A 14,453-nucleotide genomic window follows, 5' to 3' on the forward strand; every position below is an offset into this window, starting at 1 on the left:
CATGGCACGCGGAATCTATGTCAGCGCCATGACGCAGGGCGCCGGCCTGAACCTCGTCTCCCTCGGCCTGGCCGATTCGCTGTACAAGCGGGCCGACCGGATCGGGTTCTTCCGGCCGATCACCCCGGCGTCGAGCCCGGCCGAGGATTCGATGGTGGCGCTGATGCGCTCCTCGTTCGGCCTCACGGAGGCCACTGCCCGCGCCGGCATGACGGCCCGGGACGCACGGGCGCTGCTGATCGCCGGCGAGCGGGACGAGATCGATGCCCGCTCGGTCGCTCTGTTCGGGGAGATCGCCCGGGAGTGCGACATCGTCCTGGTCGAGGGCACCAATCTCTCCGGCCAGGACGCGGCCGTCGAGTTCGACCTGAACAGCCGGCTCGCGAACAATCTCGGCTGCCATGTCGTCGGCGTGGTCAGCGGGCGGGGTCGGACGATCGACGAGGCCGCCGACGCCGTCGACGTCGCCCGGCGCAGCCTGCAGGCGGAGAACGTGTCCATCCTGGCGATGCTGGTCAACCGGGTGGAGCCGCCCGACGTGGACGCCGTGATGGCGGCGATCCGCCCCGGCAGCACGCGGCGGCCGGTGTACGTGATCCCGGAGATCCCATCCCTCGGCCTGCCGTCGGTGGTCGAGATGCAGAAGACGCTCGGGCTGGCGCCGGTGACGGGCCCGGAGGGGCCCGCCCGGGACATCAGCGGCGTGAAGGTCGCCTCCATGGAGGGCGGCAACTTCCTCAGCGTGCTCGACGACGGCAATCTCGTCATCGTCTCCGGCGACCGTTCCGACGCGATCCTCGCCGCCACCGCCTCCGCGATGACCCCCCAGTTTCCCGTCCCGTCGGCGATGATCCTGACCAACGGGCTGACCCCGAACCCGCTGGTCACCCGGTTGCTCACGCACGCGGCGTTTCCCGTCTTCGTCACCGCCGCCGACACGTTCACCACCACCCGGGCGGTGGTGCAGGTGCAGGGCGAACTCTCGACCGGGCAGCCGCGGAAGGTCGCGGCCGCCCTCGGCGCGTGGCACCGGCGGGTCGACGGGTCCGAGCTGCTGGCCCGGCTCGACCTGCCCCGGCCGGAGAAGATGACGCCGTTGCGGTTCCTGCACGGGCTGATCGAGCGGGCCCGCTCCCAACGGCGTCACATCGTGCTGCCTGAGGGTACCGACCCGCGGATCCTCCACGCGGCGGAGATCCTGCACCGCCGAGACGTGTGCGACCTGACCCTGCTCGGGTCCGAGGCCGAGGCCCGGGACGTGGCCGCGCGGGAGGGCGTGGACCTGTCCGGCATCACCGTCATCGACCCGGCCACCAGCGAACTGCGGGAGCGGTTCGCTGAGGAGTACGCCCGGCTGCGCGCCCACAAGGGCGTGGACGTCGCCCGCGCCCGCGAGGTGATGCTGGACGGCTCCTACTTCGGCACCATGATGGTGCAGTTGGGCGAGGTGGACGGCATGGTCTCCGGCGCCGCGCACACGACGGCGAACACCATTCGCCCGGCCCTGGAGTTCGTCAAGACGCGGCCGGACGTGCGGATCGTCTCCAGCGTGTTCTTCATGCTGCTGGCGGACCGGGTGCTGGTGTACGGGGACTGCGCCGTCAACCCGGAGCCGGACGAGGAGCAGCTCGCCGACATCGCCCTGGCCTCGGCGCAGACCGCCGAACAGTTCGGCGTCGATCCGAAGGTCGCCATGCTCTCCTATTCGACCGGCGGCTCCGGCGCCGGTGGCGCGGTCGACGCGGTCCGGCGGGCGACGGAACTGGTCCGGTCCGCCCGGCCCGACCTGGCCGTGGAGGGACCGATCCAGTACGACGCCGCGGTGAACGCCTCCGTCGCGGCCTCGAAGCTGCCCGGTTCGACCGTGGCCGGGCAGGCGACGGTGTTCGTCTTCCCGGACCTGAACACCGGCAACAACACGTACAAGGCGGTGCAGCAGTCCTCCGGCGCGGTCGCCGTCGGGCCCGTGCTGCAGGGGCTGCGCAAACCGGTCAACGACCTCTCCCGCGGCTGCACCGTCGAGGACATCGTCAACACGGTGGCGATCACCGCGATCCAGGGCCAGGGCGACACCGCCCCCGCCACCGACTGACCTCCACCGCCTGACAGAAAGGCCCCCCGATGCTCGTGCTCGTGCTGAACTCCGGATCCTCCTCCATCAAGTACCAGGTGCGCGAGGTCGCGGACACCGCGGACACTGCCGGGGACGTCGTCACCTCCGGCCTGATCGAACGGATCGGTGAGGTCGAGGTGCCGGACCACCAGCACGCGCTGGACACCCTCAAGGACCGGCTCGACGACGAGCTCGGCGGCCGCACGCTCGACGCCGTCGGCCACCGTGTGGTGCACGGCGGGGAGCGGTTCAGCGGCCCGGTGCGGATCACCAACGAGATCACCCGCGAGATCGAGCGGCTCTCCCCGCTCGCCCCCCTGCACAACCCGGCCGCCGTGCTCGGCATCCGCGCCATCACCCAGACGCTGCCGGACCTGCCGCAGGTCGCCGTCTTCGACACGGCGTTCCACCGCACCCTGCCCGAATACGCGTGGCGGTACGCGGTGCCGGACTCGCTCTACACCGAGCATGGGGTGCGACGGTACGGGTTCCACGGCACCAGCCACGACCTGGTCACCGGCGCGGCGGCTGCCTTCCTGGGTATCCAACGGTCCCACTTCGCCGCCGTCGTCGCGCACCTGGGCAACGGCGCGTCGGTGACCGCCATCCGTGACGGCGTCAGTGTCGACACGTCGATGGGGTACACCCCGCTCGAGGGTCTGGTGATGGGCACCCGGTCCGGGGACGTCGACCCCTCGGTGATCACGCAGTTGATCGTGCGCGGGAAGTACACGGCGGAGGAGATGGACCGGCTGCTGAACAAGGAGTCCGGGTTGAAGGGTCTGGCCGGACAGTCGGACATGCGGGCGGTGGACGAGGCTGCTGCCGACGGCGATCGACGGGCGGAGCTGGCGCTGGAGGTGGCGAGTTACCGGTTGGCCAAGTACATCGGCGGGTACCACGTGGCGGTCGGCGGCGCGCAGGCCGTCGTCTTCACCGCCGGGATCGGCGAGAACGCATCGGGTTTCCGGGCGCGCGTGGTCGGGCTGCTCGGGGCGATGGGCGTCACGCTCGACGTCGCTGCCAACGAGATCCGGTCCACGGACGCGCGGCGAATCAGTGGCGCGGACTCGGCGATCCCGGTGCTCGTCGTGCCGACCGACGAGGAGCGCGCCATCGCGGAGGCCACGGCGGCGCTCGTCCGGGACTGACGTCGGCCGTTCCGGTTCAGCGTCGGTGCCGGCGGCCGTCGCTGCGGCCGCGGTTCGGGTCGTGGCCCCCGAGCGCGTCGGAGGCCCGGATCAGGGCCAGATGGGAGAACGCCTGCGGGAAGTTGCCGACCATCCGCCCGCTGTCGGGGTCGAACTCCTCGGAGAAGAGCATCAGGTCGTTGCCGCAACCGGTGACGGTGTCCATCAGGGCGACCGCGTCGTCGCGCCGACCGGTCATCGCGAACTGTTCTACGAGCCAGAAGGAGCAGGCCAGGAAGGGGTGCTCGCCGCCGCGAACGCCGTCGTCGGAGCGCTCCGTCCGGTACCGCAGCACCAGTCCCTTCCCGTCACGCAGTTCTTGTTCGATCCGGGCGACGGTGGCGAGCATCCGCGGGTCGTCGTAGGCGATGAACCCCACCTGCGGCAGTTGCAGCAGGGAGGCGTCCACCTCGGTGCCGCCGTAGGCCTGCACGAACGAGCCGGCCCGGTCGTCGAACCCGTGGTCGAGGATCTCCGCCCGCAGGCCGTCGCGGATTCTCTCCCAACGCGCCACCGGGCCCGTCATCGCGTGCTCGCGGACGGCACGGACGCCCTGGTCGAACGCCGCCCACATCATCACCCGCGAATGGGTGAACCAGTGGTCGTCGCCGCGCATCTCCCACAGACCCTGGTCCTTGCGCTCAAGATTCTGCTCGGCGAAGCGCAGTAGCTCGCGCTGCAGGGACCAGGAGAACTCGTCCTCGGCCACGCCGATGCCGCGCAGCTTGCCGAGGGCGACCATCACCTCCCCGACCACATCCGCCTGGTACTGCTCGACCGCGCCGTTGCCGATCCGGACCGGGCGCGACGACGCGTAGCCGGCCAGGTGCGGCAGCTCACGTTCGGACAGTTCCCGCTCCCCCGCCACGCCGTAGACGATCTGCAGGTCCTCGATATCACCCGCGACGGCCCGGAGCAGCCAGTTCCGCCACTGCAGAGCCTCATCGGCGTGGCCGTGGTCGAGCATCGACTCCAGGGTCAGCGCCGCATCGCGCAGCCAGCAGAAGCGGTAGTCCCAGTTCCGTTCACCGCCGAGGCTCTCGGGCAGGGACGTCGTCGCGGCGGCGACGATCCCACCGGTGGCTTCGTGGGTGAGGGCGCGTAGCACCAGCAGGGACCGCCGCACGAACGCATCGTGACCACCGGTGTTCGTGGCCTGCTCCGTCCACCGCTCCCAGTAATCGATGGTGCGCGCGAGGTCGACGTCGACGTCGATCGGTCCCGGCACCGACAGATGTGAGCGGAACCAGCTGAGCACCAGATCCGCCTGGCGCCGCTCCGGCCCGACCGCCGATCCCGTCGCACTCACCCGCAGTCGTCCGCGGTGGTGGTGGTCCGAGCCGGTCGGCAGGTCGGGCTGGCGCAGGACGACGGCTTCGGGTCCACCGATCGCCACCAGCGCGGGTGCGCCGCCGGGGTCGGACACCCGGCGCACCCACGGCACGGTGTCCCCGTAACCGAACCGGATGACGAGCTCCTCGGCGAACTCGACCGTTCCGCTCAGGGCCTCGATCCGTCGGACGACGTCAGCCCGGCCGGTGCCGACGGGCATGAACTCGGTGACCCGGGCGGTCCCCGTCGGGCCCTGCCAGACGGTCTCCAGCACGAACGTTCCGGGCAGGTAGCGCCGTTCCTTGACGGTGCCATCGACGGCGTGCAGCAACCAGCGGCTGTGGTCCGGGTCGCCCAGCAGCGCGGAGAAGAGGGACGGCGAGTCGAACCGGGGGAAGGCGAGCCAGTCGATGCTGCCGTGGCGGGAGACCAACAGGCCCGAGTGCAGGTCGGAGAGGAACGCGTAGTCGCGGATGGGTGTCGACATGGGCTCAGGCCCCCGGCACGGCCGGATCCGGCTGCGCGGCCCGCAGCCAGGCCAGCAGTTCAGCGGGACGATTGGTGGTCAGCTCCCGCACCCCGCGGTCGATGCAGTACCGCGCGTCGTCGACGTCGTCGACGGTCCACACCCGCAGGACGGCCCCGGCATCCCGCCAGCGCTGGACCCGGCGCGGGTGTCGGCGCAGATAGGCCAATCCGGGCCCGACCAGGCCCACCCGGCGCTTGTTGATCACCACGTTCGCCTCGGAGAACAGCCGGCGCAGGTAGCGGCTGACGATCAACCGCATCACGGGACCGAGCAGTTCCTTGGTCCGCAGGTCGTGGACGGAGACGTCGTCGATCAGTTGGCACACGTGGTCGCGGTTCACCGTGGCGAGCAGGTAGTTGACCGCTTCCGCGGAGAAGCTCATGAACGAGACGGTGATGTTCGCCAGGCGGCAGGTGCGCACGTCGAGACCGCGCCGCTTCAGGGTGCCCAGGACCGTCTTCTCCAACTGGCGGCCCTGCGGTATCGGGTGCTTGAGTTCGATCGCCAGGCCGATGGGACGCCCGTGCTCGAGGAGCAGGTCCAGCAGGTCGTCGAGCGTGAGCAGTTGTTCCGACGGAGCGCCGAAGCGGAGCGGAATGGCCGCGCCCTTCCACGAACTCACGTCGAGTCGGCTCATCTCCGCCAGCGTGACGTCGGCGACGCGGCCGGTGCCGTCGGACGTGCGGTCGATGTCGTCGTCGTGCCACAGCACCGGGTGCCCGTCCCGGGTCAGCCGGAGGTCGCACTCGACGCCGTCGGAGCCGTCCTCCAGGGCCTGCAGGTAGGCCGCCCTGGTGTGCTCGGCCCAGCGGGCGCTGGCACCCCGATGGGCGTAGACGACCGGGCGTGCGGCGGTCGGCTCGTGCTGCGGCTCGATCGACATCTCCTTCACAGCAGCCGACTCTACCGGCCCGACCTGCAGGAACGCTGCACGCATCGGTCGAGCGGCCGATCGGTCCGCCGGTGAGCCGATCAGTCGACGATCTCGCGGCTGACCGTGTGCCGCCGTCCGACCAGCAGACCGAGCAGCACCATGACGACACCCAGTCCCAGGTGCAGCCAGTTGTCCGCGTCGTTGACGGGCACGACGTTCAAGTTGGCGTCGGACCCGAACATCAGGCCGAGGATCCACAGGACGAGGTAGATGATCCCGCCACCGATCAGGAACGTGCGCGCCGCACCGGCGGAGCGGGACATCAACAGCCCGACCACGCCGAACGCCAGGTGCACGACGTTGTGCAGCACCGAGACCTGGAAGACGCCGAGCAACAGGGCAGCAGAGCCGGCGCCGAACAAGGTCATCCGGTCGACACCCGTCGTGATCCCGGGGATGAAACCGAGCACACCGACCGCGAGGAAGACGAGCGCGACGATGGCGGCGACGGTCCGGGCGATGGCCCGGGTGGCACGGCTGCGCTCCTTCACCACCCGCTCCCGCGTCGCCGGCCGACGTCTGGTCGTCTCGTCAACACCGCCGTCCCTTGCGGTGGTGTTCCGGGGCCCGCCCTGCCCGGCGGCGGTCTCCGCGGCGGTATCCTCCCGGACACGGTCGGCCGGCCGGCCGCCGTGGGCCGCGCCCGGGTCCCGGGCCGCCCCCGCGTCGCGACGGGACCCGCGCTCCCGAGCCATGTCATCGTGCGTGGCTCCGTCCCGCGTGCCGTCGCCGTCCGTGCCGTGACGGGGTCCGGCGCCCTCGGAGTCCTCGGGTCGGCGCGGGTCGAGCGGCCCGTCACCGGACGGACGATTGACGCTGCTGCTCATGATCGTCTCCTCTGCAGTCGCTGATCGGTGCTCGGAATGGTGACATCGGTCGGTTCGCGGACGGGTCGGGAGCCAGACCTCCGCCGGCCCGATGATGGCTCTTCACCGGGCCGGCGGAGGAATCCGCTCAGGTGTGCCGGCGGGTGGTCACCCGCCGTCCCAGCACCACGCCGAGGACGATCATGCCCACGCCCAGGACGAAGTGCAGCCAGTCGTCGGCAGTGTTCAGCGGAACGAAGTTCGCGGCGGACTCCTTGCCGACCAGCAGGCCGTACAGCCACAGCACGAGGTAGATCACGCCGCCGCCGATCAGATAGTTCTTCGCCCCCGAGAAGGAGCGGGCCACGGAAAGGCCGGCGACGCCGAACAACAGATGCACGATGTTGTGCAGGATGGACACCTGGAACACGCCCAGCAGCAGCGCGTCCGACTGATCGCTCGCGAACAACATCGCGCCGTAGTTGCTGGTGATGCCGGGGATGAATCCGAGGATGCCGACGAGCAGGAACACCGCACCGACGATCAGTGCGACGGTCTGCACGGGTGCCCGGCCGGTGCGATTGTGGGAAGTCGTGGTCATGACCCCTCCTCCGTGATGGGTGGGCAGCGGTCGCCGCCCATTCACCGATCTCTTCGGTGCATCCCAGCCTAGCGGATTGTCAGCACCCTGATGGTCTTCGCGCGCGAGTCTTTTCCCTTGTGGCGAGCGCAACCGCTGTCCAGCTCCCGCGGCGCGGGAAGATAGAGGCATGACGACGACGAGCAGCATCCCGACCGCGACCGACCCGGCGCCGATGTCCGCCGAGCAGGACGCTGTCCGCGCGGCCGGACTGCGCCGGATGAAGACGATCGCTCTCGCCCTCCTCGTGGGCCTGGCCGTCATCTTCCTCGTCGCGTTCGCGCTGCAGGGCCGGTACCCGTGGCTGCAGTACGTGCGGGCGGCCGCGGAGGGCGGCATGGTCGGAGCCCTGGCCGACTGGTTCGCCGTCACTGCCCTGTTCAAGCGCCCGATGGGCCTGCCGATCCCCCACACCGCCATCATCCCCCGGCGCAAGGACGCGATCGGTGCATCCCTGGGCGACTTCGTCGAGTCGAACTTCCTCTCGGAGACAGTGGTGCGGGGCAAGCTCGCCGCCGCCCACGTCTCCCGGCGCGTCGGCCGCTGGCTCGTCTCGCCCGGCGAGGACGACGGCCGCACCGGCGCCCAGACCGTGACCGCCGAGGGCGCCGTCGTCATCCGCGGTGCCCTGACCTTGCTCAAGGACGAGGACGTCGCCGGCCTGATCGAGGGCATGGTGCGCCGGCACGTCGTCGACCCGCCGTGGGGACCGCCGCTCGGTCGGGTCGCGCACGAGTTGTTCGTCGACGGGCACCACCGCCCGGTGGTCGACATGCTGGTGGACCGGGCCGAGGAGTGGCTGGACGGGAATCAGGGCACCGTCATCGACCTGGTCACCGAGCGCTCCCCGTCCTGGGTGCCGTCCGTGCTCGACGGTGTCGTCGGCTACAAGGTGCACAGCGAGCTGCTCAAGTTCGTGCGTGCCATCCAGACGGATCCCCAGCACCGGGTGCGCCGGTCCATCGACGACTACCTGCTGCGGCTGGCGGACGACATGCAGCACGACCCGGTGATGATGGCCCGGGTGGACCGGATCAAGGAGAGCACGTTCGACGATCCGCGGGTGCGCGGGTTCGCGGCCACCGCCTGGGATCAGGCCAAGGCGGCGCTGTTGACGGCGGTCTCCGACCCGGACAGCGACCTCTCCCGCCGGTTCACCGGGCTGGTCACGGAGTTCGGCCAGCGGCTGTGCGACGACGACGAGCTCGCCGGCAAAGTGGACGGCTGGCTCGCCGACACGGCGTCGTACCTGGTGCGCCGGTACCGGCACGAGGCGGCGTCCATCATCACCGAGACCGTCGAGCGGTGGGACGGCGAGGAGACGTCGGCGAAGATCGAGCTGCAGGTCGGTAAGGATCTGCAGTTCATCCGGATCAACGGCACCGTGGTCGGGTCGCTGGCGGGGCTGGTCATCTTCGCGATCGCGCAGGCCGTCTTCGGCTGAGCATCCCCGGTGCGCGGCAGGTCAGCGGCCGAGGCGGCCGGCCGCGGCCATCAGCCGGTCCGGGAGCACGCGGCTCGCGGCCACGACCACGCGGTACCGCTTCGACGGGACGACGACGGCGCGGCCGTCGAACGCGCCGGCCAGAGCCTCACGGACGACGCGGGGTGCGTCCAGCCAGGCGAAACCGGGGATGTTCCGGGTGTCCAGTTCCATCCGCCGGTGGAACTCCGTGTGCACCAGGCCCGGGCACACCGCGGTGACGACGACGCCGCGGGGCCGGTACCGCACGTTGGCCCACCGGCTGAAGCTGATCAGCCAGGCCTTGGCCGCACCGTAGCTGCCGCGCGGGATGAAACCGGCCACCGAGGAGACGTTGACGACGTGGCCACCCCCGCGTGTGGCCATCGCCCTGATCGCGGTGTGACCGAGCACCAGGGGCACCTCGACGAGGAGGCGCAGCATCCGCTGCTCGTCGGCCACCGGAGTGTCGATGAAGTCGGTGAGGATCCCGTATCCGGCGTTGTTGACCAGCACGGTCACCGGGTCCTCGTCCTGCTCGATCCGGGCCCGGACGGCGGCCAGCCCGTCCTGGGCGACCAGGTCGGCGGGCAGCACCTCCGTGCGCACCCCGTGGTCCCGGTGCAGCTCGTCGGCCAGGGCGGCGAGCCGCTCGGCGTCCCGGGCGACCAGGACGACGTCGTGCCCGGCGGCGGCCAGTTGCCGCGTGAACTCCGTCCCGAGGCCGGCGGAGGCCCCGGTGACCAGGGCCGTGGTCACCGGTCGGAACCCGTGTCCCCCGCGGTGGGCCCGGTCCCGCCGCCCGCGGTCGACGGCGTAGACGGATCAGCCGACGGGGGCGTCGATGACAGCTCGACGCGTTGCAGGTCAGCGACGAGTTCCCCCGGCAGGGTGTCCGGAACCTCCCCGAAAGCCTCCTGGGTGGCCTTGATCACCGCGCGGCCCATCGCCAGGTTGGCACCACCGCCGACCACCGCGCCGACCCCGAACGGGAGGGCGCGGCCGAGGACGGCGCCGCCGCTGCGCAGCAGATACCGCTTGATGAACCGGCGTCGGATGCTCGACACGATGGTCTTCGTGATGGTGTCCGACGTGCCGCGGCCGAGGACCAGTCCCCAGCGGGGGTTGGGGCCGGCCCCGCGGCCTGCCGATTGCGCCGCGAACGACTGCATCAGCTGGTTGCCCTCCTCGCCGAGCATGATGGCCATCACCATGGCCTTGGTCTTCTCGGGGTCCTTGGCATGCACGCCGTGCAGCTCGGCGATCGACTGGGCGTAGAACGCACTGGCTTCCAGAAAGGCGCCGGTCGCGACCGCGGACAGGCCGAGCGAGGCGACGGTGCCGATCCCCGGGACCACCGCCGTGGCGCCGATCCCTCCGCCACCGACGGTCACGGCCGCCAGGTAGTTGCGCTCGAGGGTTCGGGCGAGCTTCTTCGCGCTCGCGTCGGGGTGCTTGCGGCGCAGCCGCTTGAGGTTGGCGAGCACGAGGGGACGATTGACGTCCATTGCGCGGTTGAGCACCTTGGTCAGTCCTGGCTTCGGGTTGCCCTCGTCGTCGAAGGCCGCCTTGGAGGCGAACCTCATTGCGGGGTTGGCCGGTCGATCCGCCATGGTTCCTCCTGGGTCGCGGACGAATGCTCCGTCCACTGTACTCAGTGGACTGAGGATCTCCCCCTCCGTCCCGCCCGGGACGGACCGCGGACGGGAACGGGTCCCGTACGGGCGCACTGCGCGGGCCCCGTTCGCCGCACCCGGCCGACCGATCAGACGGCCACCTTGTGGGTCAGCTCCTCCCGCGGCTGAACCGTCGGGGCGGTGCCGACGATGCCGGCCCCGCCGCCGGGAGCGTTGTCATCGGTGCGGGCGGCGATCTTCTCGACCGCGGCGCTCGGCCCGGCCGCGGCCTCCAGGGCGTCGGTCGCCTCCACCGCATAGGCCCAGTCGGTGAAGCGGTACACGTCGCCGACCGCGGAGGCGAAGAGCATGTCGCGCAGAAGCTTCTCGACCGGCTCGCTGACGTGCCACGACTCGCCCCAGACGCGGGCGGTCCGCTGTACCCGGGCGGTGCGGGGGGCACGAACCCGGTTGAACCGGGACAGCGCCTCGTCCCACTGCGCATTGTCGACGGAACCACCGGCGAACACCGTGTCGGACGTGATCCGCTCGAGTGTGCGGGCATCCTCCAGGGCCTGGCAGGCGCCCTGCGCGAGGTACTGCAACATCGGGTGCGCAGAGTCGCCCAGCAGGGCGGTGCGCCCGTCGATCCAGTCGGGGATGGGCACCCGGTCGAACATCGGCCAGCTCCGCACCCGCCAGAGGTTCGCCAGAGCGGAACGCACCTCGGGCACACAGTCCTGGTAGGCCTCCTCCAGTTCGTCCTCGCTGCCCCACATCTGCTCGCCCCGCAGGAACGCCGGGGACCGGAACACGGCGACGGTGTTGAACATCTCGCCCTTGCGCAGCGGGTACTGCACGAGGTGGCAGTGTGGTCCGAGCCAGATGACGACGTCCTCCATGTCCGACTGGTACTTCACCTCGGAGACCGGCAGCGCGCCGCGGAAGGCCACGTATCCGGACGGGATCGGTTTGTCGTCGGCGATCTGCGCGCGGAGCGCCGAGTGCAGACCGTCCGCGGCGAGCGCCACGTCGGCCTCGAAGGTGCGGCCGTCCCGGATCGTCGCGCAGACCCGCGAGCCGACGGTCACGGTCCCGGTGACCTCGGCGTCGTTGAGCAGGGTGACGCCGGCCTCCGCCGCCGCGTCGAGGATGATCCGGTGCAGATCGGTCCGGTGCACGACGACGTACGGGGCGCCGTACCGCTCGGCGAACCGACCCTGGACGTTCTGGCGCAGCAGTTCGGCGCCGGTGACGGCATCCCGGAAGACGATGTGCTTCGGCGCCACGCCGACGTCGAGCACCTTCTCCAGCAGCCCCCAGTCACGCAGTACGCGGGTGGCGTTCGGGGCCAGCTGCAGCCCCGCACCGACCTCACCGAACTCCGGCGCCCGTTCGACGAGGGTGACGTCCGCACCGTTGCGTTTCATCGCCAGGGCGGCGGCGAGACCGCCGATGCCGCCCCCGACGACCAGGACCTCGGTGTTCGTGGTGGTGGTGTTGTCCATACTCACTTGACCTCCAGTGCAGGGTTCCTCGCGGTACCGGTCTCTTCGACGTTCGCAGTGTTCTCCGTGCCGCTGATACCCCCCGTGCTGCGCACGGGGTGACGGCGTACGCCCAGCAGCAGGACGGCCGCGACGAGCGCCGCAAGGCCGAAGACCAGGAAGTTGACCGCCGGGTCCAGTCCCCTGGTGGCCAGCAGCAGACCCGAGATCTGCGGGGCGAGGACCGCGCCGATGCGGCCGACGCCGAGCGCCCAGCCCAGTGCCGTGCCGCGCAGCCGGTCCGGGTACCGGCTGGCGATGGCCGCGATGATCAGGCATTGCGTGCCGTGGGTGCCGATGCCGGCGAGCACCAGCAACAGGTAGACGATCCCGGTGGAGGCCGGGTGCGTCAGCAACAGGATCAGGGCGACACCGGCCAGCAGGGCGGCGACGATGGCGGTGGGCACCGAGCCGAAGCGATCACCCGCCCAGGCCGTCAGCAGAGAGCCCGCGACGGCGCCGAGGTTCAGGGCGAGGGTGAACAGCAGGGCCGGCCCCAGGTCGAAGCCGGTGGAGGCCATGATCTTGGGCAGCTGGGTACCGAGGCCGTACCAGGCGAAGAGGGTGAACAGGGTGGCCACCGCGAACAGGATGCTCATCTTCAGATACGGCGCCCGCAGCAGGTGACCGAAGCCGGGCGCGTTCCGCTCCGGGACACCCGCGGCCGCGGCGGCGCGACGGTCGGCCGAGGGCAGCGTCTCCGGCAGTACGGCGAAGCCGATCGGGACCAGGATCACCAGGGCGACCACGGCGATCAGGAACATCGACGGCCAGCCGAGGGTAGGGATGAGCGCGAGCCCCGTCAGGGCCGCGACGCTGCCCCCGATCGGCACGCCCGACATCATCAGGGTGGCCGTCATGGACCGCCACCGCGGCGGGATCAACTCGGCGGCGAGGGCGTTGGCCGTCGGCACCAGCCCACCGAGGCCGATGCCGGCGAGCAGCCGCAGGATGCCGAAGACGGGGGCATTCGGCGCGAACGCGCAGAGCACGGTGAAGAGGGAGAACACCAGCGCGCATCCGAGCACGGTGCGTTTGCGCCCCCAGGTGTCCGACATTCGACCGGCGAAGATGGCGCCGATCATCATGCCGACGAAGGCGAGGGAGCCGATGGTGCCGGCGGTGGCGGGGTTCAGACCCCAGCCCGTCGTCGTGATCAGCTCGTTCTGCACGGTGCCGTACACGATGAGGTCGTACCCGTCGAAGACGACGAGCAGCCAGCACACGACGACGGCGATCAGGGTGCGCGGGGGAAGCAACCGCGACGTTGGGGCGTCCGACATCGTCGTCGGCGCAGGAGAAGAAGGGGGCATGGGCTCCATGGTGGAGGTCACATCGATGAGATGGGCATAACATTCTGGTGTGCAGAATTCACCGCTGCAGACCCGTCCCGCGTATGCACTCACGTCCGTGGACAACACGCTGCGCCTGCTGCAGTTGCTGCGCGACACCGGGAGGCTCCGGCTCAAGGACGCCGCCGAGGAACTGGGGATCGCGCCGTCGACGGCCCACCGGCTGATGGCCATGCTGGTCTACCGCGGGTTCGCCGTGCAGGACGAGGACCGGCGCTACCAGCCCGGTCCCGCCCTGGGCGTGGGTCCGGTCACCAGCAGCCGGAACCGGCAGCTCCGTTCCCTGTGCGCGCCGCAGATGGAGGCACTGTGCGCGGACACCGGGGAAACGGTCAACCTCAGCGTGCGCGTGGGGACGAAGTCCCGCTTCCTCTTCACGGTGGAGTCGTCGAACGTGCTGCGGGTGGGCGACCGCCGTGGCGCGGTGCTGCCGGCCCATCGCACCTCGGGCGGAAAGGTGCTGCTGGCCGAGCTCGACGACGACGCGGTGCGCCGGCTCTTCACCTCCCCGGGAGCGGAGACGAGCGGGGACGCCCTCGACGAAGCCGGCCTGGAGGACCTGCTGCGCGAGCTGGCGCAGATCCGGCAGCAAGGCTTCGCCGCCAACATCGATGCCACCGAGAGCGGGGTGAGCGCCCTCGGCGTCGCCCTCCGTAGCGCCGACGGGCGTGCGGTGGCGTCGTTGAGCCTCTCCGCGCCGACGTTCCGGTACGAGCGGCTGTCGGCGCGCTCGGTCCGCGCCGTGCTGTTCGACCGGCGGCGGCAGATCGAGGAGGAACTGGCGGACCTGGATACCGACGACTGATCCGCACCGGACCAGATTCCGGATGGCAGAATCGATTTCCCGGCCCGCGTGGACGGCTCTAGAGTCGTTCACAGGCTCGCGTGACCCGTACCACAGGAATGTGGAGGGTCACCCCGGGCACCGGGGA

General features: G+C 70.7%; 12 protein-coding genes. 4 read left to right on the forward strand and 8 right to left on the reverse strand.

Features of this window, described 5'->3' with window-relative positions; all coding sequences use genetic code 11:
* Position 1: 1 nt before the first annotated feature.
* Entirely contained in the window at positions 2-2,092 is a 2,091-nt protein-coding gene (gene pta / locus BKD30_RS12200; protein WP_076704912.1) for a phosphate acetyltransferase, read from the forward strand.
* 29 nt (positions 2,093-2,121) lie between these two features.
* Entirely contained in the window at positions 2,122-3,264 is a 1,143-nt protein-coding gene (locus BKD30_RS12205) for an acetate/propionate family kinase (protein WP_076704913.1), read from the forward strand.
* A 16-nt stretch (positions 3,265-3,280) separates the two neighbouring features.
* Here BKD30_RS12205 and BKD30_RS12210 read toward each other — a convergent pair whose 3' ends face one another.
* From BKD30_RS12210 to BKD30_RS12225, 4 genes are all read right to left on the reverse strand, one after another.
* Positions 3,281-5,122, reverse strand: a complete 1,842-nt coding sequence (locus BKD30_RS12210; RefSeq protein ID WP_076704914.1) for a glycoside hydrolase family 15 protein — start codon at positions 5,120-5,122, stop codon at positions 3,281-3,283.
* A gap of 4 nt (positions 5,123-5,126) precedes the next feature.
* Positions 5,127-6,101, reverse strand: coding sequence for a glycerophosphodiester phosphodiesterase (locus BKD30_RS12215; RefSeq protein ID WP_235861663.1), 975 nt, complete (start codon positions 6,099-6,101; stop codon positions 5,127-5,129).
* Between the two features lie 35 nt (positions 6,102-6,136).
* The gene (locus BKD30_RS16960) at positions 6,137-6,925 is read right to left on the reverse strand and encodes a DUF4383 domain-containing protein (RefSeq protein WP_328586912.1); all 789 of its coding nucleotides are present in this window, start codon (positions 6,923-6,925) and stop codon (positions 6,137-6,139) included.
* 127 nt (positions 6,926-7,052) lie between these two features.
* On the reverse strand, positions 7,053-7,505 hold the full coding sequence (locus tag BKD30_RS12225) for a DUF4383 domain-containing protein (protein ID WP_076704916.1): 453 nt from the start codon (positions 7,503-7,505) through the stop codon (positions 7,053-7,055).
* A 169-nt stretch (positions 7,506-7,674) separates the two neighbouring features.
* Between BKD30_RS12225 and BKD30_RS12230 the strand changes: the two genes are divergently transcribed.
* A complete protein-coding gene (locus tag BKD30_RS12230) occupies positions 7,675-8,988 on the forward strand; it encodes a DUF445 domain-containing protein (protein WP_408033380.1) in 1,314 nt (437 codons plus the stop codon).
* A 21-nt stretch (positions 8,989-9,009) separates the two neighbouring features.
* Here the strand turns inward: BKD30_RS12230 and BKD30_RS12235 are convergent, their stop codons facing one another.
* The 4 genes from BKD30_RS12235 to BKD30_RS12250 form a co-directional block, all read right to left on the reverse strand.
* On the reverse strand, positions 9,010-9,765 hold the full coding sequence (locus BKD30_RS12235) for an SDR family NAD(P)-dependent oxidoreductase (RefSeq protein WP_076704917.1): 756 nt from the start codon (positions 9,763-9,765) through the stop codon (positions 9,010-9,012).
* On the reverse strand, positions 9,762-10,619 hold the full coding sequence (locus tag BKD30_RS12240) for a hypothetical protein (RefSeq protein ID WP_076704919.1): 858 nt from the start codon (positions 10,617-10,619) through the stop codon (positions 9,762-9,764). The genes BKD30_RS12235 and BKD30_RS12240 overlap by 4 nt, the downstream gene beginning before the upstream one ends.
* Positions 10,620-10,771: 152 nt before the next feature.
* On the reverse strand, positions 10,772-12,130 hold the full coding sequence (locus BKD30_RS12245) for an FAD-dependent monooxygenase (RefSeq protein WP_076704921.1): 1,359 nt from the start codon (positions 12,128-12,130) through the stop codon (positions 10,772-10,774).
* Between the two features lie 2 nt (positions 12,131-12,132).
* Positions 12,133-13,491: an MFS transporter gene (locus BKD30_RS12250; RefSeq protein ID WP_408033381.1), complete on the reverse strand. Its 1,359-nt coding sequence runs from the start codon at positions 13,489-13,491 to the stop codon at positions 12,133-12,135.
* Between the two features lie 40 nt (positions 13,492-13,531).
* Between BKD30_RS12250 and BKD30_RS12255 the strand changes: the two genes are divergently transcribed.
* Positions 13,532-14,326 carry an IclR family transcriptional regulator gene (locus BKD30_RS12255; RefSeq protein WP_076704924.1) on the forward strand — a complete coding sequence of 265 codons (795 nt, stop codon included), beginning with the start codon at positions 13,532-13,534 and terminating at the stop codon, positions 14,324-14,326.
* The last annotated feature ends 127 nt before the right edge of the window (positions 14,327-14,453 follow it).

It is taken from the genome of Tersicoccus phoenicis (assembly GCF_001968835.1).
GTDB lineage: Bacteria > Actinomycetota > Actinomycetes > Actinomycetales > Micrococcaceae > Tersicoccus > Tersicoccus phoenicis.